Raw genomic sequence first — 22433 nt, forward strand, 5'->3', positions numbered from 1 at the left:
TTATGGCTTTAGCAGCAGGTATTGTTGGTTTACCTAATGTTGGGAAATCAACAATCTTTAACGCAATTACAAACTCCCAAGTGGAAGCGGCAAATTATGCATTTGCAACAATTAATCCTAACGTGGGCGTTGTGGAATTAAAAGACGAACGTTTAGCACAACTTGCGGCATTAATTACTCCTGATAAACTAGTTTATACGAATTTTAAATTTGTAGATATTGCAGGTTTAGTAAAAGGAGCAAGTCAAGGTGAAGGTTTGGGAAACCAATTTCTTGCAAATATTCGCGAAGTTGACGCAATTTGCCACATGGTTCGTTGTTTTGAGGATAAATCTATTTTACATGTACATAATAAAATTGATGCACTGAATGATATTGCTGTTATTAATTTAGAATTAATTATTGCTGATTTAGAAGTAATTAATAAACGTATCACAAGAATCAAAAAGAAAGCGGAAGCTGGCGATAAGGAAGCAAAAAAAGAATATGAAGTACTTGCTAAAGTGCAAGCAATTCTTCTACAAGATCAACTTGCTTCAACAGGTGTATATGATGAAGATGAACGCCGGATTTTAAACGCTTTCCAACTAATTACAATGAAACCAGTTTTGTATATTGCAAATATTGCCGAGAGTGAAATTAGTAACCCTGATAGCAACCTTGAGTATCTAAAAATTAAGCAATACGCAGCTGCTAATAATGCGAATTGTATTGCCTTATCCGCACGTATAGAACATGAAATTAGTTTACTAGATGAAGAAACACAAGCTATTTTTATGCAGGATTTAGGATTAACTGAGTCTGGTTTAAATAAAGTTACTAAGGCAGCGTATGATTTATTAGATTTACAAACCTTTTTCACTTACGGAAAGGTTGAGACGCGTGCGTGAACATTCAAAAAGGGAATGAATGCTCAAGAATGTGCAGGTATTATTCATACGGATTTTGCAAAGGGTTTTATTAAGGCAGAAGTTATTGGTTTTAATGATTTAATTACTTATAAAACCGAACAAGCCATTAAAGAAGCGGGTAAGTTACGGATTGAGGGTAAAAACTATATTATGCAAGATGGAGATGTGTGTCATTTCCGTTTTAATGTTACTAAATAGATAGATTCATAAAGAAATTAATCGGCAGATTAATTTCTTTATTTTGTTTAGAATTAGTTTTATAAGTTGTAAAATTATGTAATACATTAAGAGGAAATATTATGGCAAAACACAACGCATTTAAAAAACGACTAGGATGGATTGAGTTAATTACAGGTCCGATGTTTGCTGGAAAAACAGCAGATTTAATTCGTCGTATTTCTCGTTTAGATTACGCTGATGTAAAATATGCAATTTTTAAACCAAAACTAGATACACGACAAAAACAAATGATTTCATCACGCAATGGGCTAGAATTACCATCAATTGAAATTACAAAACCAGAAGAAATTTTGGATTATTTGATGCGCGATGAAGTACGTGCACAAGACATTAAAGTTATTGGAATTGATGAAGCTCAATTTTTTGATAACACCCTTGTGGAAGTATGCAATATTCTTGCGGAAAATAAATATGTGGTTATTGTTTCGGGTTTAGACAAGGATTTCCGGGGAGAAACTTTTGGGTGTATGAATGATTTATTGATTGCAGCAGATTATGTTACTAAACTAACAGCAGTTTGTCACAATTGTGGAAGTGAAGCAGCGTATTCGCTGCGGATCGTTGATGATAAGCCAGCGCGTTATGACGAAAGTTTAATCTTAATCGGATGTAAAGAGTCTTATATGGCTGTTTGTCGTCATCACCACCGAGTACCAGGGCGACCTTATCGTTCAGAATTAAGTAAAAAATTTATTGAGTTTGCAAGGAGTAAATAAAAAATTTATGATCATACCAGAAGATAATTTTATTATTTTTGATAAATTCAAACACTATATTACGCAACGCTGATATTATCGTTGTAAGTTTTTACCTATTACTTTATTTAGCGTTATGGGTGCTAGTTTAATTACTTTTTTTTATTTGTTAGTGGTTCATCTAAATGTTCTTTATAACCCATTTTTTAATTTTAATCAACACTACGATGAAAAAGGATATGTCATTGGGTTTAGTTTACTATTAATTTTTATAACTTTTTGTAGTGTTTTAATTGGCTTATTAGTAAATACTAATAAAGTGATTAATTATGTGCAAAATAAGGTTGTGAAAAACTACTTGCGTAAACAAAAAACAAACATCAATAAACGTTATTTTGTTTACCTATTTAACAGGTTTCAAAAACACTATCGTACGCAATTAATGTATGATCCTTACCACTTTTATAACTGAATGGTTAAACTTCATCATGACACTCATTAATCCTAATAAAATTAATTGATTTCCAGGGCATATGAAAAAAGCCACTGATGAAATTAAAAAACAATTAAAAAATATTGATTTCGTTATCCAAGTGCTTGATGCTCGTGCAATTAAGACTTCATCCAATCCTGATTTACAACAATGGTTTCACAACAAACCAGTGATTAACATTGTTGTTAAAAAAGATCTGGCTTTACTTGATCAAAACCCCGGTGATAATTATTTGGTTGGGTCATTAAAAAATAAAGGTTTTCGTCAATTAATTATCAAAAAACTATATCTTATCTTTGATGAACAAATGAAAAAGTACCAGCAAAAAGGTTTAATAAATCCACAATTTACAGGAATGGTGATTGGATTACCCAACATTGGTAAGTCTTCTTTAATTAATTTTTTATTACAAAAAAATCAATTAAAAACTGAAAACCGACCAGGAGTCACCAAAACCCAAGCCGCAAAAACAATTAATACTCATTTTAAATTAATTGATACGCCAGGCATTTTTATTAAAAATATTACTGATCAAAATGACGCTTACAAGTTGATTATGATTAACTGTATTCGCAAAGAAATAGTTGATTTAATTTATCCTTTAAGTTATATTTATGATTATTATGTTGCATATCATCCAAACGATCTCGCAGCATTTTATCATTTAGATCGTTCGTTGGATTTTATTTCCTTCGTTGATCACATCTGTGCTCGTTATCTGTTTTATTTACCAAATAATGAATATGACTATAATCGAGCATATAATCTACTTTATGATCACTTTAGCAACCAAATGATTTGCAAGGTGAACTATGATCGCAGTTAAAAAATAACTGCTGGAGGAAATTTTATGAATTTAGTTGTTGTTGAGTCGCCAAATAAGTGCAAATCAATTGAATCTTACTTAGGAGAAAACTATATTGTAGTTGCAACTGGCGGGCATGTACGAGAATTGTCAAAACGTTGAGGGTTTGATACGCAAACTTATGATCCCAAATGACAGTTGATTGAACAACCACGTGCAAAACAAAAGAAAAAAGACTTAGTAAATGAAATTAAACGCCTTGCTGGTCTTGCTGACGAGGTTTATCTTGCAACTGACCCGGATCGAGAAGGGGAAGCGATTAGCTGACATATCTATGATTTATTGCCGGCACTAAGTCAAAAGAAAGTAAAACGAATTACTTTTAATGAGGTAACCAAAAAAGCAATATTGAATGCAATTGATAATAAAACAGATATTGATTTAAATCTCGTTCACTCACAATTTGCTCGCCGAATTTATGACCGCGTAATTGGTTTTAAATTATCTGCATTAACTAAAAAATTATTAAAAGCTCAATCGGCTGGACGGGTACAATCAATTGCTCTTTTATTTGTTGTTGAACGAGAATGAGAACGACAAGCCTTTGTTAAAGAGGATTGATTTGAAATCAAAACCTTGTTAGAAAACAATTTAGAATTAGCATTACGAAAGATTAAATATACAATGAATTTGTATAAACCTGATGAGTCGAATGTTGTACGTTTTGCAAATAAAGAGGATGCACAAAAAGTTTATAACGATTTAGGTGATATTTTTACAGTTAGTCAAGTTGCTGAACCTAAGGTGAGTAATGGTGAAAAAGTATTAGCTTTGACAACAGATAAATTATTACAGTTTGCTGCAAATAACCTTGGGTGATCAGCGTCTAAAATTACAAATGTTGCGCAATCAATGTTTGAGGGGTTAGAAATTAACAATGAATTTCAAGCATTGATTACATACCCTAGAACCGATAGTGAACGGTTAAGTGAAGAATTCGTTGCTTCTGCTCATCAATTTATTATTGATGAGTTTTCGGCTGCTGATATTAACAAGGATGCTAAATACAAAGAAGCTAAGAATACCCAAAATACGCAAGATGCGCACGAAGCCATTCGTCCTGTTAATATCAATGTTCGCCCGCAAGATATCAAAGATTTTGTGACACCTGATGTTTATAAACTTTATCATCTAGTTTGAACACGCACATTAGCAGCGTTGATGAATCCACCAACTTTTATCCGTCAGGATTTATGGTTTGACAACAATGGTCACGAATTCCATTCAGCAGTTCGTAGCATTAAAACTCTTGGCTATTGAAAACTTGATTTTTACGAAAAAATTCGTAATGAAACACCTAAAAATTTAATGAGTGTTGAAGTTAATGACAAATTTAACAAAAAGGAAATTAGCGTTATTAACAAAGAAACAACCCCACCACCTTACTACACTGAAGCAACATTAATTAATGCTTTAAAAAAAGCGGGTGTTGGTCGTCCATCAACCTACGTAACCATGGTTAATGTAGGGTTAAAACGGGGATATGTTAATAAAGAAAAAAATAAATTAATTCCCACGGACTTAGGTATGCTTGTGATCAAGGAACTAAAAGAAGCGTTTAAGGATGTTATTTCGATTCCTTTTACTTCAAATATGGAAGAAATTTTAGACCGAATTGCTGCAGGGGAATTAGAATGAAAAGAGCCATTAAAGGACTTTGTTCCAAAATTTGATAAAAAAATTCAAGATGCTTATGCTACAATTGAAAAGATTGAAGATGAGAAATATGGTGCATTGTGTCCGGAGTGCGGTAATGAGTTGTTAATTAAAACAGCTTTCCGTTACCGTACGAAATTCATTGGCTGTTCGAACTTCCCCGCATGTAAGTATGCACAACCGTTAGAAAAACCCGAATTACTAGATGAAATATGTCCAGAATGTAAAAAAAGTCCGTTAGTTAAACGAAAAAAGAAGCGTACTGGCGAACCATTTATCGGGTGTAGTGATTTCCCACGGTGCAAGTATATTCAAAATCTAAAAGAAACTAAAAAAGACTAATTTTATTGGTCTAGAAAGAGGATTAAATGTTAAAATTTCTATCTAAAGAAGATAACTTAGATACCCTATTAGCTGAAAGCACAAGCAAACCAGTTTTATTAAACTTTTTTGCAACGTGATGTCCACCATGCCGAATGTTAGGTAAAGAAATTGAACGTCTAGAAGATAAGTATAAAGATCAATATACAGTTATTAAGGTTGACGTTGATCAATTTAATGACCTTGCAGCGCAATATAATGTTTCATCAATTCCAGCATCATTCTTTGTTCGTAACAACGAAGTTGTTGAAAACAAAGTTGGATATATGGATTTAGGAACTTTAACAGCAAAATTAACAAAATTAAAATAAAGATAATTAAAATCCTCCAAAGCAAATTTGGAGGATTTTTTCTCGTCATAAATACCTAAAACCCTTGCTATTTTGTTAGCTTTAAATTATAATAATTAAGTTATATTTTGGAAGCATACTCAAGTGGTTAAGAGGGCACCCTGCTAAGGTGTTAGGTCGTTCTGCGGCGCGTGGGTTCGAATCCCACTGCTTCCGCCATTTTAAAAAATAATATTCAAACGAATAAAAACACGATAGTTATTAGGACTATCGTGTTTTTTTATTTTTTTAAGCGGTTTCTGTGCTGTAAAAATAACTGCGGTTTTCTTTCACTATTCGTAGCATTAATTGTAAATTTTCTTTGATAACAGCGTATTGAACATATCACTCTTTAAATCAACGTTGACCCATTCGATTTTCTCCATCTCGGATTGTTGTGCGTAGAGTTTTAAATTTATCTACACCGTAATGATCTCAATGAAATAGTTGTAGTTTAGGAAGATGTTTATGTAAAGGGTCTTTAGCACTAATAGCTTGATTATAAATTCGTGTTCCTCCAATCATCGGCACAAATAAAGCGTTATTTCTATCTTGTGGTTTTTTATCAAATCAATTTTTATATCATCGTCCGTTATCTTTTCCGAACATGATTCCTGATAGATTATAGCGCTCGTCTCGAACTGTTTCGTTTGGTAATTTTGAATATTTATTAGGATAAATAGAATGACGTGCGTAGGTGTCTCAACGCATATTTCCAAAACGTCGTTCGACAAAGAATTTTGAAGCCGCCTTACTAATTTGTTCAATTCATAATTCCTTAAGCGTATATTTTGCTTCTAAATCAAGACCCCATTTGCTGTGTCTTGATTTGTTTCAATATTCAGAAGCACGGAAAGTAAACACCTTCGGAGTTTTTGGAGCATAGTAGATTAACCAATTAAAAATAGAACCCCAACCTTGAGCACTTTGTAACTTAGTAAATTGATCAACATATACTCCAATATAATCACCCCATGTATAATATGTTCAATGAGCATTATATGACTGATACATATCATATTGGAGTAGTTCAGGGATTAAAGGAGTGGCATAAAAATATTGAGTATTTAATGTACCATTTAATTTAATAGTTTCATTATTGCTATTTGCACTGTCCAGATTAAATGTTAATTCTTTCAAACGTTGTCGGTCTAACTCATTATTAGTGTAGGGAACTACCTTGAAATTAATAGATTTTAAATGGTACCGATAACCGGCCTTTAGATTACTTAAAAGTAAGCTAAAATTCAGTTTGTATATAAAAGTTTCATTATTAATTAAGGTTTTTTCAACAAAGGTATTTTTGTTTCTAGAAGAACTAGATTGTATAAAGCTAAAGGTTAATTGGTTTTTATGATTAGAATTATCAATTAGATATTCATCAGACATATTTTGACCATCTTCTTCAAAAACAAAGGTAATTGGATTGTTTTCATCAATATCTGCCCCATATAAATAAATGTTATCTAAACGAAAAATATGATCAAAACTCCTTAGATAAATACTGTTTAAATCTATATTTTTTGGTAAGTCATAAACCGCATCAGTAACCGGAGATCAACTTTGATTAGTAGGTAACAAATTATGGTTATTAACAACAAGGGCGTTTGATGCTTGGTAAACAGCATGCGGACTTAGACGCTGAATTGTTAGATTATGATTATCATTAGTTTTAGTTAATAGTGGTTGAAATTGTTCATTATTAATTTGGTATTCTAGACCAATAAATTCATATGTCATATCGGTGTTTACAACATTAGTATCAAGAGTAAAAGTTAGTGTCTGCTCAGTATCGTTAATCTCATTTAGTGTAGTTACATGCGAATAAATATGTCTATTCATGTCGCTGTTAATTCTGAATTTTGCTCTCATTTTAATTTGTTGTAAATTTGTTCAATATTGTCTATTAATTGCTGTATCTAAAATGGAGTTCTCGTTTTGAAAATAGTTAGTTTTGAATTTAGTCTTAAAGGTTGTTGTAGTTTGATTAGATGGCACCGTAATTGTTTGCAATTGGTTTGTTAATAACTCCCAACCCAGATTAATTCGGTAGGAAAAAATATTTGTTAGATTACTTAGCCGGTTGTAAATTATATTTGATGTCATATTAATTCCAATAAAATTTGATGCTCTAGATGGTGTTTCTTCAAAAGTTATTTCATTAATGACAAAATCCTCATTAAACAAGGATGGAAGATAAAAATCAACTGTTTTAGCACCATTAGAAACCGTAACATTTGCGCTAATTACTTCTTGATGCTGACCAAGAAGATTAGAAAATTTAATTGTCAATACTTCTTGGCCAACAAGTACATTATCGGGGTCGTTTAAGATTAAACGTAATAATGATTTATTTGCATCACGAAAGTAATTATGATGTTCTTCAGGATGAGTAATAACATTAAAACTTTGAACAGTAATGGGCTGGTGAACAGTGTTAATGGTGTTATTGGTTGGAATAATTGATCATACTGGCACAAAATGTTTGCTATCAAGGGTTATGTTTTCGTTTAAAGATCAATAAAAACCTTTTAGAATATATTGTTTACTATTAGTTGGAATGTTAGTAGTAAAAAGAACGTGGTTGTCATTTTGTTTTAGCATTGCCGTTTGAGAAAGTAATTCATCTTCGGAATCATTAGCACTAAATGCTAAACGCAAATAAATGTTTCGCTCACTAATTACGCTTTGATCAAAAAGCTTCTGAAAAACAACGGTAGTATGTAATAACGGTTGGGTATTTTCAAAATTTCAAAGATTTTCAACGCTAGTTAACATTGTTAATAAACCTAAATTATTTTCGATATAATTTAAATTTTGAACAGGATTTATGCTTTGGGTTAAATTAATTAAATTTTGTTGCAAAGTGCTGAATTGTTGTTGTGGAATGTATGTTTGTAATTGATTAAAAAAACTTTGAATTTCTCGGATTTTTGTTAAAAACATTGTCACTATATTCAAATCATTATCATTGCTTTCTAATTTGTTTTTTATTTGATGATAGATGTTTCACAAAGATTGATAATTTAATAATAATTGATTAGCCTTATTTAAAATATTTTTTCAAATTGATTTGAAATCATTGGGAAAATCAAAGATTAATTTTTGAATTGCAGTTACTTTACTTTCTAATGCTTGCCCTGTGTGATTCTCAAAATTAAAATTATTTAACTCAATAATAATTTGATTAAAGAGTTTTGCTGAATTTAGGTCTTTTGATAACAATTCTATTTGTGTACTTAAGAATGTCTTAAAATCAGAGTTGGCATTTTCATAAGCTGTAATATGTTCTTTTAATTGGTTAATTTTTTGTTCGATTTCATTAGGTGTATCGAAAATATTTTTAAGTGTTGTTTCGATTTCGGCAAATTCATTGATGATTGTTTCCGCTTGTTCAATATTAATTAAATTAGTTTGGATTTGTGAACGTAAAATTTGTGTTGTTTCATCATTTTCCAAAATTTTAATTAATCGGCTTAATTCAGTTTTTCAAAGAATTAAATCATTGGGCTTTGGGAGATGAAATGGAATTGTAAAAAAATTGTTAATATCACTTAGAAAACGTTTAGCGGCTATGATTTCAGATAAATAATTAATTTTATCTGTCCAGTATTCAAATGTTAATTGGCTAAAATTTTCAGATTCGTTAATCTTATTTAGCAACATATTAATATAAGTTTTATTTTGTTCATTACTATCGTTACTAATAACAAGAAGTTTTGTGTTATTAATAGTTTGGGTTGTTGTTTGGTAATTATTAATTAAGTTTAAAGTATAGTTGATTTCATTAATTAATCAATTTTCAAAGATTTGATCCGAATTTACAGATGACTGTATACTTGATAATTCGCTTTCCAAATCATTTTGTTTTGCGTTTAATACTTCTTGCGAAACATTAAACGGATCATTTGTGTTTATGTAATTTTTTATGTCTTGAATTTTTTTGTAAATATTTAAATTACTAATTAGATTGTTATATTTGTTAGTTCAATAATTTTTGACATCATTGATATTAAGAAGTTGATCGTTTCTGATTGTAGATAAGGTTGTGTTAATTATTGTTTCATAATTATCCTTAACTGGTTCATTGTTCATTAAGTCAAGAATTGTTTCTTTATAAATTTTTTGTCAATTAATTAATGTATTTAATTGGTTTTGCAAACCTGCTAACGTTACTTGCTGATCAGAATTGAAAAGGTTATTAACATCATGGTGGTATGTTAATAATTCCTTAATCATAGATAAATTAGTTTGCAGATGATCTAATTTAGTATTTGGTTCAGACAATGCTTTTCTTGTAGTAGACAAAAGATCATTTACATCAATTAATTGTTTTAGTTGTTGCACGCGATCTTTTAAGACGAGAATAACAGTTGACACAACATTATCTGCTTCTGCTTTTAAAACGGCTCGTTCAAAAATAGCAATTACGGCAAGTTTGTCATCACGTGTTTTTGTTTGATCAACTAAAACTGCAAAAGTAGAGTAATAAGTTTGATCAACAAGAATTAAGTCATTCAGTTTAACTAGTAATTCATTAATTGTTTTGATTACCTGAGGTGTCAATATAGTTTGTGAGTGCTCTAGAATATCAGTGAGTTCTATTTTGGATGAAGATAGTTCTTGGTTTGTTGCTAGTGGATCAGAAGCTGTTACAACAAGGCGAGCTTTGCTGATTGCTTTGTTAATATCATTAATATTTTTGGCGTTTGCAAGAAAATTTAAATAACTATTTTTAATATTGTTTTTAATGTTTGTTTCACTATTAATAGTCGATCTTAATTGTTTAATTAATCTTGTTGGATTAAGTTTATTTACATTAGTTTCAAGTAAGCCTGTAATAATGCTGTGGTATTTTTTATGCAAAATATCCAAACTTTTTCAGGTTGCAAGTTCTTGTGAACCTAATTCAAAAAATGATGAAGAAGAAGAAACAAATGTCAAAAAAGTTTCCAAATGATTTATCCAAGCATCTAGATTGCTATTTTGAAAGGGATGAGCGATTAAGTTTTCGTTTATAAAACCAAAAATACTTGGTCATTTAGTTATTAATTTTTCTGTTAAGAAACCTTTTCATTCATCATCATTATTAAGTTTTTTTATTTCCTCAAATAAAGAATTTCAAACAGGATTATCGATGTTAGGATCCGGATCACTTAAGACGTTTTTAACAGCTTTAATTAGTTTGATTTTATTGGCGTATAAAATCTTTGTTTGCTTATTTGTTATGTGCTCGTTAATACTTTCTGCTTGGGTAATTAACGAATTAGGGTTATTAAAACGATCATAATTGTCTCAATTGTTTTTAATGCTAGTTAAAAGCTCATTAATACCTTGGAGATTTGCAAGATTAATGTGTTTAATTTTTTCAAAACGAGTAATTAAATGTGGGTTTATTTGTGCTAGTTGATTAACTAAACTACTTACCTCATTAATTTCTTCAAAAGTAATCTTTTTTTGGTTCTGTGTTTTTTGTTCAAGATTTTCAATTTTTAACAATATTTGATTAGTAATAGTGAAATCATTAACAAGGCTATTTAAATGAACTTTGGTGCTGTTGAATTTAGATGCATTAAGTTTTAAGATGTTGTTTTTAATTTCAAAGATCAGATTAGATAAATTACTGCTATTAAAATTAGGCTTATTTAAAAGTGCTTTAACTTGTTTGACTAATTCAAAAATACGAATGTAGTGTGGAATTTTTTTGTTTATTTCTTTGATTACTTTATCTTGTTGTTCCTGTATAAAATTATTGGTTAAATTGTTAACAGATTCCAATGCTTGCGTATAATATTGATCAAAAAGTTCGTAATTAAATGTTTGTTGCTGACTAATTTGTTCAGCGAGCAAAATATTACGTCATGATTGATAAATAATAAGTTGGTTTCGTATTTCTTGTTGGTCCTCTGTGTTTAATAAATCCTGTTCAAGTTGCTTAATTTTTTTATTAACTTCGCTTAATGTTGGTTTGTATTTGGTAGTTGAGTATTTACATTGAGATAAACCTACCCCTAAGCCAATTGCTAGTGCGCCAACAGCGAATGTAGTTGATAGAAAAATAACTGTTAATTGCTTTTTATTTTTCATCAAAAAATAAATCCTTTCGTTATAAAATTACATATTTTTTTATGTATGTTTTTAAACATACTCCGTAATTATAAACAGGAAAATATTTGCAATATTTAGGAAAAAAATTAAGCTTTTTAAGGGATTTTTGAAAAATACACAAAAGTGTTTAAATTTTTCCACAAAAGATATAAATTTCTTAATTTTTATAAATTAATTTTTTATGTAATTTATGCATATTTTCACCAATGTTGGTTATGGTTTATTTGTGTAAAATTTTCAATTAATTTGTGGAAAAAAATTAATAATAAAATAATTTTTTTTATCGTTTTTATCAATCAACTCAATCGAGTGTTAAAATTTTTGTATTGGTTTTTAACGAGTTGGTGTTTATTTATAAAAACATTATCAGTTAAAATATCAAAACATCTTATTGTTATAATTAACTATATTGTTTAAATGAGGTTATTATGGTTAGTCGAAAATATATTGTTAAAGCAAAGGTTGAAGATTTTATTAAATGTATTAGTTCATTAGTAAACCAAACATGTGATTATAGTTCAAGTATTAAAGTTTATGCAAACAATATGCGAGCGGATGGAAAATCAATTATTAATATTATGGCTCTTGGAATTGTTAGTAATACCGAAGTTGAATTTATTGCTGATGGAGATGATGAACACGAAGCATTGGCTAAAATTCATGATGTACTAGTTAATTATCAAGTAATTTAAGAAAGGAATAAAAAATGAACCGATATGTAAACGCGATGCGATCATTAGCGTTGCAATGTATTGCACATGCTAATCAAGGCCACAGTGGGATGAGTATTTCCGCTGCTCCTATTATTTATACTCTGTACAAAACATTTATTAATATTTCTTCAACTGAGCCAAAATGAATTAACCGTGACCGTTTGGTTTTATCAGCAGGCCATGGGTCAATGAGTTTATATCCGGCATTGCACTTTGCTAATTTAATCCCTATGGATGAGATGAAGAAATTCCGTCAGGATTCACATCTAACTCCGGGGCATCCTGAAATTTTGGATGATAATTATATTGATGCAAACACAGGGCCGCTAGGACAAGGGGTTGGAAACGCTGTTGGAATGGCGCTGGCTGAATCATATTTAAGTCAGAAATTTGCCAACTTAAAAGGGGTTATTAACCATTACACTTATGTTGTTGTAGGCGATGGTGATTTACAAGAAGGAATTTCTTATGAAGCTATGAGTCTTGCTGGTCGCTTAAAACTATCTAAATTAATTATGCTCCACGACTCTAATGATTTTCAATTAGATACACCAGTTTCTGCGGTATTTAACGAGGATTTAGCGTTACGAATGCAATCGATGGGATGGAACTATTTGACATGTGATAATAATCCCGAAAATATTGCGGCAATGATTCAGAAGGCGCGTGCAAAAACAAATGATAAACCAACATTTATTGAAGTTAAAACAATTATTGGTGAAGGGTTGTCAGCACAAGCTTCCGCAAATGCTCATGCATCGGCTGTTGATGCTAAAGAATTAGATAATTTTAACCAGCATTTTCATCTTAAATGAAAAGATTTTCAATTTGAAGATGAAATTTATGATCATTTTAACTTTAATATTGTGGTTCGCGGTGATTCAGCATACGCTCAATGAAAAAATCTTTTAATGCGTTATCAAACTAAATACCCTGAGGATGTTGCAAATTTGCAAAAATATATTAACCAGGATTTTGAGGATTTGAGTAGCATTTTAGATGAAAGAAAAATTACTAATTTAAACCAGGCGACAAGAAATTACTTCAAAGAATATTTAGCTCAATTAGAAGCTATTAATTTTGATTCTTGTTTATTAATGAGTGCTGATACCGCGAAATCAACTAATTTACGTTATCTAAATTCCAATTTAAACAATAATCAATTATCGCCTTATGTACAAATGGGTATTCGTGAATTTGCAATGGGTACTATTATGAATGGGGTTTTATATCATAAAGGTTTACGTGCGATGACAGGAACATTCCTTGCATTTAGTGATTATATGAAACCAGCAATTCGCTTAGGTTCAATTGCTAATTTACCAGGGATTTATGTTTTTTCGCATGATTCATATGCTGTTGGCGCTGATGGGCCCACTCATCAACCAGTAGATCAGTTAACAATGTTGCGAGCAATTCCAAATTTAGAACTAATTCGACCTGCGGATCATTATGAAACAAAACACGCCTTAGTGTATGCATACCAACAAAAAACCAAAAACATTGTGATTGTAACATCGCGGCAAAATCTTAAACAAATTAATATGTCACCAGTTGTTGATTTTAGTTATGGAGCTTATGTTGTTCATAACCCTTGATCAATTAAACAAAACAATGTTTTTACCTTAGTTGCCAGTGGTTCTGAAGTTAGTCTTGCAATACAAGTTGCCCAAAAAATGAATGAGACATACAATTTAGATGTTAAAGTAGTTTCGGCGTTTAATTTAAATAAACTATTAGAACAAAAAGAAGATATTATTGCTGACTTATTAGCAAATAAAAATGGTCTATTGACGATTGAAGCAAGTAATGATAATTTATTTTATCGTTTGCACAAATATGCGGGTAATAATAACTTTAAATGTGTGCAAGCTACAGGTTATGGTCGTAGTATGGATGGCGACCAATTGATGATTGAAAAAGGTTTTAACGTTGAATCTATTGTTGCCCAATTATTAGCATGAAATTAATCATAAGTTTTATTTTATAGAAAACTATAGATAAGAAAAGGGTTAAAAATAAAATGTGAAAATGACCAAATGCAACGGCATTTATTAAAGACTTAGAACAACCTAGAGGTGGTTATTTACCACATAAAATGTTTAAACGTTGTGAAAAGTTCACACAAATAGAGCCTTACAAGCCAAATATTGATCAAATTTTATGAGGAACATTAGTTGATTATTTAATGCGGATTAACCTTGAAAAAGATTTGGACCAAAATAAATTAAAAGATATCTTAAAAGTTAGTATTTATGGTATAAATAACGCAATAAAAAGAGATAAATTTGATGATTTTATTTCTGAAAAAACTTTTTTTGAAAATCTGTTTGGAATGTTTAATTATAAAAATATTAACTGTAAAAAGAATTACGACATTATATCTTTGTTATGTCGTTATGACCAAAATTATCGGCAAAACCAGACAGACTACATTTATGAGTTGTTAAAACATGAACAAAAAATTTGGGAAAATTTAAAGAGTCAGTATGGTTTGGATCAAAATGAACAAAAAGCCAGATCTAAATTACGTAATTTTTTATTTGATGATGTTTGCAAAGTTAAAGACACAGATTTGGTTTTGTCTTACACAGATTACAAAAATTTGTACGCTATGGTTCAAAATACTTTAGCAATGTTTGATCATTTATTAAAGACATCAATTTCGAAACAACAATATAGTGGTTTAACATTCGATGGCGCTCCTTGTTGTTATATCTATGGGGCAGACTTAGATTATATTATTGGTGATCATTTAGTAGAAATGAAAACAACAAAACAAGAAAAGGTAAACAAGAATTGGTCATACCAATTGCTCATTTATTACTTGCTAGGAAGGCGATGCTCAAACCAAGCAATTTTTGAAAAAATTAGATACTTTACAATCATTAACCCTAAAATGAATATTTTAATGTCATTGGATATTACTACACTTGATGAAGAGTTTTTTAAAAAGCACGATGCTCAAATCGGCTTCCAAGAAATTTATAAATAAGTAACAAATATTTGAGAATAGCTATGGAGAATAAAGGACAATGGCAAACAAAGAACTTATAATGGATTTTAGACATATTTTTAATTTGCAAAAACAACTTGATGAAACAATTTTAAAATATGCTAATCATGATCATTTAATTGATATTGCACGACCACGGTTATTAGCTTTGCTTGTTGAAGTGGGTGAATTTACTAACGAACTTCAGACATTTAAATATTGAAAAAAACAAAAACAAATCAATCAACAAAAAATGTTAGATGAACTCGCAGACGTCTTACACTTTGCAGCAGCAATTAGTTTAGACTTAAATGTTGAACCTTTAATCCAGGCAAAAATTATTGATCAAGATTTGACTGAACAAATTATTGGAATTTACAATGGGATTAGTTTATTAGCGCAAAATTACAGCAAACAAAATATGACCACCGTAATGCAATTAATTTATGGATTATGCATATTGCTAGAATTAGATACACAAACTATCACTAATGCTTATAAGCAAAAAAATCAAGTTAATTACCAACGAGTACAAAGCGGCTATTAAAAACGTTTAGTCAAACAACAAAAAAGAATTCTCATGACTACGAGAATTCTTTTTTGTTGTTTTATTGTGCTGGTAATTTGGTATTAATTGTGGGATCGATAACCATTCTAAAAGGTTGTTCATCAATGTTATGGCCAAAAAAGGTGATTTCTATGGCGGTAATAATTATTGGGTTCTTAGTATTTAACAAACTAGGATTATCAAAAACAAATTTAATTGTGCCGTTACGTACCGGATTTGTTGCATGAGAAATAAATTCTTGCTCATCAACTTGGATGACCAAGTAAACAAAACGCGGGGAAGCGTAACCGCGATTAATATTTTGGTTAATAAAATTCTCGATTTGTCCATTATAAAAATTATTTGCTTCAAAACTAATTATTAAGTTATTGTTTTTAGTACTCACTTGTACATTATTTTTATCCTTGATATATTCACTTGCATTGATTGGTTTGTTATTTAAACTTAAGAAATTGTTGTTGCTGCGAGTAGCAAGGTTGTTTAACATATAATTAACTTCCTTTGTGATATTATCAATAGTTATAGTGAAAAAAACGTTAATAGTACCATTTTGATCATTGGCGTTATTAAAAGTAACGGGACTAATAATAACTTTGGGATCTGAAAAGTCAATGAGTATATCATTATTTGTGATTTGACTAGGGTACAAGTTAGTTTTTTTAATGTGGACATATTTATTAATATCCCGTGTATAAAGTGCGATTTGATCACGGGGGCTTTGGATAGGGGTTAGCGGTTTTCTGGTAATTTTGATTATTATTGGCTGTTGTAAATCGTAAATTTCTTCACTAGTAACTTTTGGATTAGCACCAGACTGTTCCAGTTGTACAAAAGCTAGTTTATTAATTTCTAAAAAACCGTTATTAGTTAATTTTTGTTTTAAATAATTGGGGTCAAATTCAAAATCTAAAATAACAAATTTTTTATCGCCATTAACAACAATACTCTGAACATTAATAAAAGTTAACAGGGATGAAGTTTTATCAGAAGTATAAAGTCGAAGAAACGGATACTTTTTCAAATTGCTAATCATTTTTGGTTCTAAGAAGATTTGTGTTTCTTTAAGAGTGTACGTTTCTAAATTAATAAACTTATTTGTTTCAAGAATCTTGGCATTAATAATCTTGTTTGATAATTCGATAGAGGGTCTTGTTTTTTTATCGTCCCTTGCATCTGGGCCAAGTTTTGAACTATAAACATCATCTTCGGTGTTCCCTATTGGTTGTTTTTTTGTTACTGAAGGTACTAGTTGAGTTTTTTGCTTATCTTTTTTATATGGGGTACAAGCGGTAATAAGTGGGATAAACAGGCAGGAATTTAGTAATGAAAAAAGAAGTGTTTTTTGTAGTTTTTTCATAAATATCTCCTTTAATGGTGATGTTCGTTGCTATGACTATGATTTTCTTTGCGGAGTAAACCGGGGTTTTTAAAATTATAATCACTGTAATCACTAAACTGATATTGGTTAATATCTATTGTGTCAGGATGGTTTTTTGAAGGATTATATTTGGCATTTGTTATGTTAATTTTTAAGGGATTACGCAAAGGTCAAACGACAAATTTTTCTAGTAACACTCCTGGTTCATTTACACTAGGAACTGAAATTAAAAAAGCAATAAATTTAAGATGATATGTTTGCTGGTTGTTAAAACTCTCATTTTTGGGATTTGGCCGAAAAACAATATCGTACAAATTATCAGGTTTTTTGGTTAGCAAATTAGAAATGTATAATTCATCATACTGATTAGTTATTCCAAAAAGAAAGTGATGAACAAAACGGATATCAAGATCAATAGACTGTAACTCTTTGAGAATTTTGGATTCATTGTTAGTAATTCTAAATGAAACGTTATTTATAACTTTAGTTCTTTGGTTTAGATGCAAATAGGTTGTAGGTTGAAAGTTAATAAAATCATCCGCATAAGATGCAGCTTTAATTACACGGTTATGAATCGTTGTTAAGGGGATAACGGGTTGGTAGTTAGTGTCTTGAGATTTGGCTTCAGGTTTAATCTTTTTTTCTAGCTCATTGATGATTTTTGTTGGATTAAGCGGAGTTTGGATTATTTGAGGTCTTTTTATTGACTCGTTAGTTTGTGTCACTCCCACACTAATCCCAATTCCTAAACAAAGAACACTTAATCCAGTTGCAATTATAATAATGTTTTTCTTTTTCATAAAAAACACCTCTTGCGAATATTATATTATTTTTTCTATGTGTAGTAGAGGAAATGGCTAATTACTAACAAAAGAAAAGCTAAAAAATAGAAATATCAATTAATTTAAATCAAACTCGCAAATTAATAGTTTTTATATTATCTGTTTGGTTTTTTTAAATGTAAATTGGTAGCAAAAAAAAATAAAATGTGTTAGAATAATTAAGCAATGTGCCCAAGAAGATAACGGTGTAAACTTAATAATGTTATCCAGGTGCAATCGTACTGTGCATGTTGCAAATGAATATAAAAAGAGGTATATTATGTCAGATATTCGACGCAATATCGCTTTAAAGCAATCAAAAGTCGACCAAATGGCAGATGTATTCAAAAATGCTAAATCATTTATTGTTTTTGAATACAAAGGCTTAAATGCTGCAAGTACGCTCGCATTAAGAAATACTTTACATGCATCTAATGCACGTTTATATGTCTTAAAAAACAACATCACGCGACGTGCGTTTGCAAAAGCAGGTGTGGTTGGTTTTGAAGAATTGCTTCAAGGACCAAACGCAGTTGCGGTAGCGACTGAAGATGAAATTGCTGCGATTAAAGCAGTTTATGAAGTTTCAAAAGAATTTGACTTCATTAAAATTAAAGGTGCTTATGTGGAAAATGCGTTTGCTGAACCAAGCAAAGTTGCAGCCCTTGCATCTATTCCAGGTCGTGAAGGCCTTTACTCAATGCTATTATCAGTTTTGACTGCCCCATTAAGAAATGTTCTTTATGGATTAAAAGCAGTTGCTGAACAAAAAGAAAACAATTAAGAGGTATTTTTACTTATGGCAAAATTAACAAACGCACAATTTATTGAAGCGATTAAAGAAATGTCAATGCTTGAATTAAACGAATTAGTGAAAGCAATTGAAGAAGAATTTGGTGTAACAGCTGCTGCCCCAGTTGCTGTTGCTGCTGGACCAGTGGAAGAAGCTCCAACTGAAGTAACGATTAAACTAGCTGAAACAGGGGCAAACAAAGTTGCTGTTATTAAACTAGTTCGTGAAATTACAGGTTTAGGATTAATGGAAGCAAAACAAGTTGCTGAAACTGTTGGTTCTGTAATTAAAGAAGATGTAAAAGTAGAAGAAGCTAACGAATTAAAGAAGAAATTCGAAGACGTTGGTGCAAAAGTTACTTTAGCGTAAATTTAAAACTTTTTGCAAAACAAAATCTTTCCCCAAACGAGGAAAGATTTTTTTATTTGATATTTATCGTTTATAATAATAGATTGTATAAGATAAAATAGGTGATTATTATGGCAAACATTATTCATGCAAAAGATTTACGTGCGGGACACACGTTCTTTTTAAAAGACAACATATATCAAGTAATTGAAAACTCATTTAATAAAACAGCAATGCGTGAAGGAATCGTCAAATGTAAAGTTAAAAACTTACGTTCAGGAGCTATTACTGTTGAAGTTTTAACTGGTTTAAAGGTAGAACAAGCTTTGGTGGAAAAAGTGAAAATGACTTTTAGTTATGATGATGGTTCAAACTATGTATTTATGAACAATGAAACGTTCGACCAATTTGCAATTCCTTATCAACAGTTAGAGTGAGAAAAAAACTTTATTGAGGAAGGCACAGAAGTAATGATTATGCGTTATGAAGACGAATTGTTAGGTGCAAGCTTACCAGATCAAATAGTAGTAACAATTAGCGAAGCTGAAGAAGCGGTGCAAGGAAACTCTGTTTCAAATGCGACAAAACGTGCTTGATTAGCTTCGGGTTATGACTTCCAAGTGCCACAATTTATTAAATCAGGGGAAAAAGTTTTAATTAATACTGCAACTGGTCAATATGTTTCACGTGCGAAACAAGAATAAGGTTTTGTATGCAACAAGTAGTATCACAACGTAAAAAACGGATTAAATTATTTCAATATATCTACAGTTATATAATGTATAAAGTAGATATCCCAGCAGCGGTTGAACGCGCTGCACAAATGTTTCAAATGGATATGGACTGATTAAAAGCAGCAGAGTATTATTTGGCGAATCAAGAAGATTTAATTAACCAAATTCGTCCGCATTTAAAAGATGGATGAGTCTGAGAACGTCTACCATATGCAGAGCAAGCGTTAATGCTTGCAATTCTGTGTGAATCTAAAATTTTACATACACCTAAATCAGTTATTATTAACGAAGCGGTCGAAATTATTAAAGATTTCTGTGATTTAAAATCCTACAAGTACATTAATTCAGTGCTTGATGCGATTTTAGTTTAGTATGCACCAATACAATATATTACGTATTGACCGCAAGCAACATGTGATATTTGATCCTGAAGATGTTTTTAAAATTACAAAAGTACATCGAATTCGAATTAATGAAGAGATTTATGTACTATGAAATAACAAAAAATATCTAGCAGTAATCCGGTCAATTGCTCCATTACGTGCGGAAGTTCTTCGACAGATTCAAGCGAACGAACGCCGTTATAGTTTAGACGTTTATTTAGGAAGTCTAAAACCTAAACCATTTGAGGATGCGGTTAATAAATTAGTACAATTAAATGTTTATCAAATTCATCAGTTAATTTTAGACCGAACATATGATGAACATCAGATTCGCACTGAACGAATTCAAAAAATTACAAACGAAGCAACTAGTCAATCTAAACGTTATGACCAAGTGCTTTATTACCCCAACATACCTTTTAATAAGATGCTAAGTCAACTTCACCAGTATGATGCAGTTTTCGTTGCCAATGAAAAAAACGAAGAAGTGTATTTATATGACTTAAAGATTCGGTGAAGTTTTGTCAAGAATGTTGCGATTATTATCGGAGGAGAGGGTGGTTTTACTGGTGATGAAATTACACGTTTAAAAGCTAACCGCAATGTGTATATGATTAAACTTACACCTACAATTTTACGAGCTGAAACAGCAGCGGTTTATTTAACGAGTGTTTTAGATCAATTTTTAAATTACCAAAGGAGAGAAGATGAAACAAAGGTTAATTAACTATCTTATTGTTTTAGCTGGGATTCTTGCAGTTATTAGTATTGCTGTTGGTTTCGGAGTATTTATGCATGCGCAAAATACGAATTTGCAAGCAAACGATAACAGTTTAGACAAACAGGAATGAGGGCAACTGGGATCTTTTTATGTTCGTGAAACATTAGATCCAAACGCATTTAAAAAACTAACATTTAATCAACAAAATATTATCGTGAATGAGCGTGGAGATATCTTTAATTCCCTACTATCGTTTAATAAAGTGAATTTAGCGACCCAAATTGTGCCAGTGTTTACTGTTTTATTAAGTGGTTTGTCCATTTTATTGTATTTCTATTTAAATAAAAAAGAGCGTGCAAAGATTAAGGAAAACATTAATCCTAAGTGAGTGCGTCATAGCTTATTAACAACATCAATTGCAATGGGAAGCGTACTATTAATTACAATTTTTTTAAGTTATTTATTAGTTGGACTAAATTTTGTAGATAATAATTATTACAATTTATCCACAATACAAGAAAAATATGATTTACTTGTTAAAATGTTAAATCATAAAAAGATAGGATATATTGTTGTTTTTATTTTAGTTATTTTATTTGCAACTATTGTTGTTGGTTTTAATAATTTTGTATCGTTTAGAATTACATACCAAATTACAGCTTATGCAACAAAACATAAATATGATGCTGACCGTTTAGATCCCCGTACTGAATATTTTGATGTAGTCGAATCAAGTCAAGATGAATATATGAAATTTGTTTTAGAACAAAAACAGACAATGAGCACAAAGGTTTTTAGCGAGATCACAGAAGTAGAAAATCAGTTACTTAAAGCAGCCAATATTGATTTTGTTACTGGTTTAATTAACAAAAAGATTGAATTGCGTCAACAAGCAACAAACGATGTTCTCATGAGAACACAAAAAGAACAACCAAAATATGATGAATTTATTTCTGACTCCCAAGATTCACAAGGTTCATCTGGTAATTTTTAATATTTTTTGAAAAAACGCATAAAATGCGTTTTTTTGTTGCTCTTTTTAATTTTTTTATATATAATTATTCAAGTGTTTTTAAAAAAAGATTTCACAAATATAAAAAATAATAAAATTTTTTAAAAAAATGTTGACAAATTACTTTTAAAAGCACTATAATATTATGGTGTGCTTAACGAAAAGCACAGCAAAATGATCTTTGAAAACTAAATAGAATCCGTCAATTTTTAAGAGTTTGATCCTGGCTCAGGATTAACGCTGGCGGCATGCCTAATACATGCAAATCGAACGAGGTTAGTTTACTAAC

At 30.5% G+C, this 22433-nt stretch carries 19 protein-coding genes, 1 tRNA gene and 1 rRNA gene; 18 read left to right on the forward strand and 3 right to left on the reverse strand.

The features are described 5' to 3' along the window. Positions 1–2: 2 nt before the first annotated feature. The 7 genes from ychF (at position 3) to OF377_RS01115 (ending at position 5750) form a co-directional block, all read left to right on the forward strand. Positions 3–1109 carry a redox-regulated ATPase YchF gene (gene ychF, locus OF377_RS01085; RefSeq protein WP_263836057.1) on the forward strand — a complete coding sequence of 369 codons (1107 nt, stop codon included), beginning with the start codon at positions 3–5 and terminating at the stop codon, positions 1107–1109. 101 nt (positions 1110–1210) lie between these two features. Beyond that, positions 1211–1867 carry a thymidine kinase gene (locus OF377_RS01090; RefSeq protein ID WP_263836058.1) on the forward strand — a complete coding sequence of 219 codons (657 nt, stop codon included), beginning with the start codon at positions 1211–1213 and terminating at the stop codon, positions 1865–1867. Positions 1868–1874: 7 nt separating this feature from the next. After that, the gene (locus OF377_RS01095; protein ID WP_263836059.1) at positions 1875–2348 is read left to right on the forward strand and encodes a hypothetical protein; all 474 of its coding nucleotides are present in this window, start codon (positions 1875–1877) and stop codon (positions 2346–2348) included. Continuing rightward, positions 2335–3165, forward strand: a complete 831-nt coding sequence (gene ylqF / locus OF377_RS01100) for a ribosome biogenesis GTPase YlqF (RefSeq protein WP_263836060.1) — start codon at positions 2335–2337, stop codon at positions 3163–3165. Before OF377_RS01095 ends, ylqF begins: the two co-directional genes overlap by 14 nt. 24 nt (positions 3166–3189) lie before the next feature. Then, positions 3190–5202: a type I DNA topoisomerase gene (gene topA, locus OF377_RS01105; protein ID WP_263836061.1), complete on the forward strand. Its 2013-nt coding sequence runs from the start codon at positions 3190–3192 to the stop codon at positions 5200–5202. A gap of 26 nt (positions 5203–5228) precedes the next feature. Further along, entirely contained in the window at positions 5229–5552 is a 324-nt protein-coding gene (locus OF377_RS01110) for a thioredoxin family protein (RefSeq protein WP_263836062.1), read from the forward strand. A gap of 109 nt (positions 5553–5661) precedes the next feature. Further along, positions 5662–5750, forward strand: a tRNA-Ser gene (locus OF377_RS01115). A gap of 69 nt (positions 5751–5819) precedes the next feature. Here OF377_RS01115 and OF377_RS01120 read toward each other — a convergent pair. Beyond that, entirely contained in the window at positions 5820–11657 is a 5838-nt protein-coding gene (locus OF377_RS01120) for a hypothetical protein (protein WP_263836063.1), read from the reverse strand. A gap of 449 nt (positions 11658–12106) precedes the next feature. Between OF377_RS01120 and OF377_RS01125 the strand changes: the two genes are divergently transcribed. Genes OF377_RS01125 through OF377_RS01140 form a run of 4 tightly spaced genes read left to right on the forward strand, consistent with a single transcriptional unit; the run spans position 12107 to position 15933 of the window. Beyond that, entirely contained in the window at positions 12107–12370 is a 264-nt protein-coding gene (locus tag OF377_RS01125; RefSeq protein ID WP_263836064.1) for an HPr family phosphocarrier protein, read from the forward strand. A 14-nt stretch (positions 12371–12384) separates the two neighbouring features. Further along, entirely contained in the window at positions 12385–14361 is a 1977-nt protein-coding gene (locus OF377_RS01130) for a transketolase (RefSeq protein WP_263836065.1), read from the forward strand. 53 nt (positions 14362–14414) lie between these two features. Continuing rightward, positions 14415–15386 carry a hypothetical protein gene (locus OF377_RS01135; RefSeq protein ID WP_263836066.1) on the forward strand — a complete coding sequence of 324 codons (972 nt, stop codon included), beginning with the start codon at positions 14415–14417 and terminating at the stop codon, positions 15384–15386. A 40-nt stretch (positions 15387–15426) separates the two neighbouring features. Beyond that, a complete protein-coding gene (locus tag OF377_RS01140) occupies positions 15427–15933 on the forward strand; it encodes a dUTP diphosphatase (protein WP_263836067.1) in 507 nt (168 codons plus the stop codon). 61 nt (positions 15934–15994) lie between these two features. On the opposite strand, the gene OF377_RS01145 is transcribed toward OF377_RS01140, so the two are convergent. Next, positions 15995–17311, reverse strand: a complete 1317-nt coding sequence (locus OF377_RS01145; RefSeq protein WP_263836068.1) for a lipoprotein 17-related variable surface protein — start codon at positions 17309–17311, stop codon at positions 15995–15997. An 11-nt stretch (positions 17312–17322) separates the two neighbouring features. Then, a complete protein-coding gene (locus OF377_RS01150) occupies positions 17323–18132 on the reverse strand; it encodes a hypothetical protein (RefSeq protein WP_263836069.1) in 810 nt (269 codons plus the stop codon). Positions 18133–18433: 301 nt separating this feature from the next. Here OF377_RS01150 and rplJ point away from each other — a divergent pair, with 301 nt between their 5' ends. The 7 genes from rplJ to OF377_RS01185 all read left to right on the forward strand — a co-directional run. Continuing rightward, on the forward strand, positions 18434–18937 hold the full coding sequence (rplJ, locus tag OF377_RS01155) for a 50S ribosomal protein L10 (RefSeq protein WP_263836070.1): 504 nt from the start codon (positions 18434–18436) through the stop codon (positions 18935–18937). A 15-nt stretch (positions 18938–18952) separates the two neighbouring features. Further along, positions 18953–19315 (forward strand): 50S ribosomal protein L7/L12, encoded by a 363-nt coding sequence (rplL, locus tag OF377_RS01160; protein WP_263836071.1) that lies wholly within the window; start codon positions 18953–18955, stop codon positions 19313–19315. 110 nt (positions 19316–19425) lie between these two features. After that, positions 19426–19998, forward strand: a complete 573-nt coding sequence (efp, locus tag OF377_RS01165) for an elongation factor P (RefSeq protein ID WP_263836072.1) — start codon at positions 19426–19428, stop codon at positions 19996–19998. Between the two features lie 8 nt (positions 19999–20006). After that, complete coding sequence (locus tag OF377_RS01170; RefSeq protein ID WP_263836073.1) at positions 20007–20399, forward strand: transcription antitermination protein NusB; 393 nt, start codon at positions 20007–20009, stop codon at positions 20397–20399. A gap of 1 nt (position 20400) precedes the next feature. Continuing rightward, complete coding sequence (locus OF377_RS01175; protein WP_263836074.1) at positions 20401–21138, forward strand: RsmE family RNA methyltransferase; 738 nt, start codon at positions 20401–20403, stop codon at positions 21136–21138. Then, positions 21119–22126 carry a hypothetical protein gene (locus OF377_RS01180; protein WP_263836075.1) on the forward strand — a complete coding sequence of 336 codons (1008 nt, stop codon included), beginning with the start codon at positions 21119–21121 and terminating at the stop codon, positions 22124–22126. Before OF377_RS01175 ends, OF377_RS01180 begins: the two co-directional genes overlap by 20 nt. Positions 22127–22349: 223 nt before the next feature. Further along, positions 22350–22433 (forward strand): 16S ribosomal RNA (locus OF377_RS01185); the annotation flags it as partial.

The sequence above is a fragment of the Ureaplasma sp. ES3154-GEN genome (assembly GCF_025780075.1).
In the GTDB taxonomy this organism is placed as follows: domain Bacteria; phylum Bacillota_I; class Bacilli_A; order Mycoplasmatales; family Mycoplasmoidaceae; genus Ureaplasma.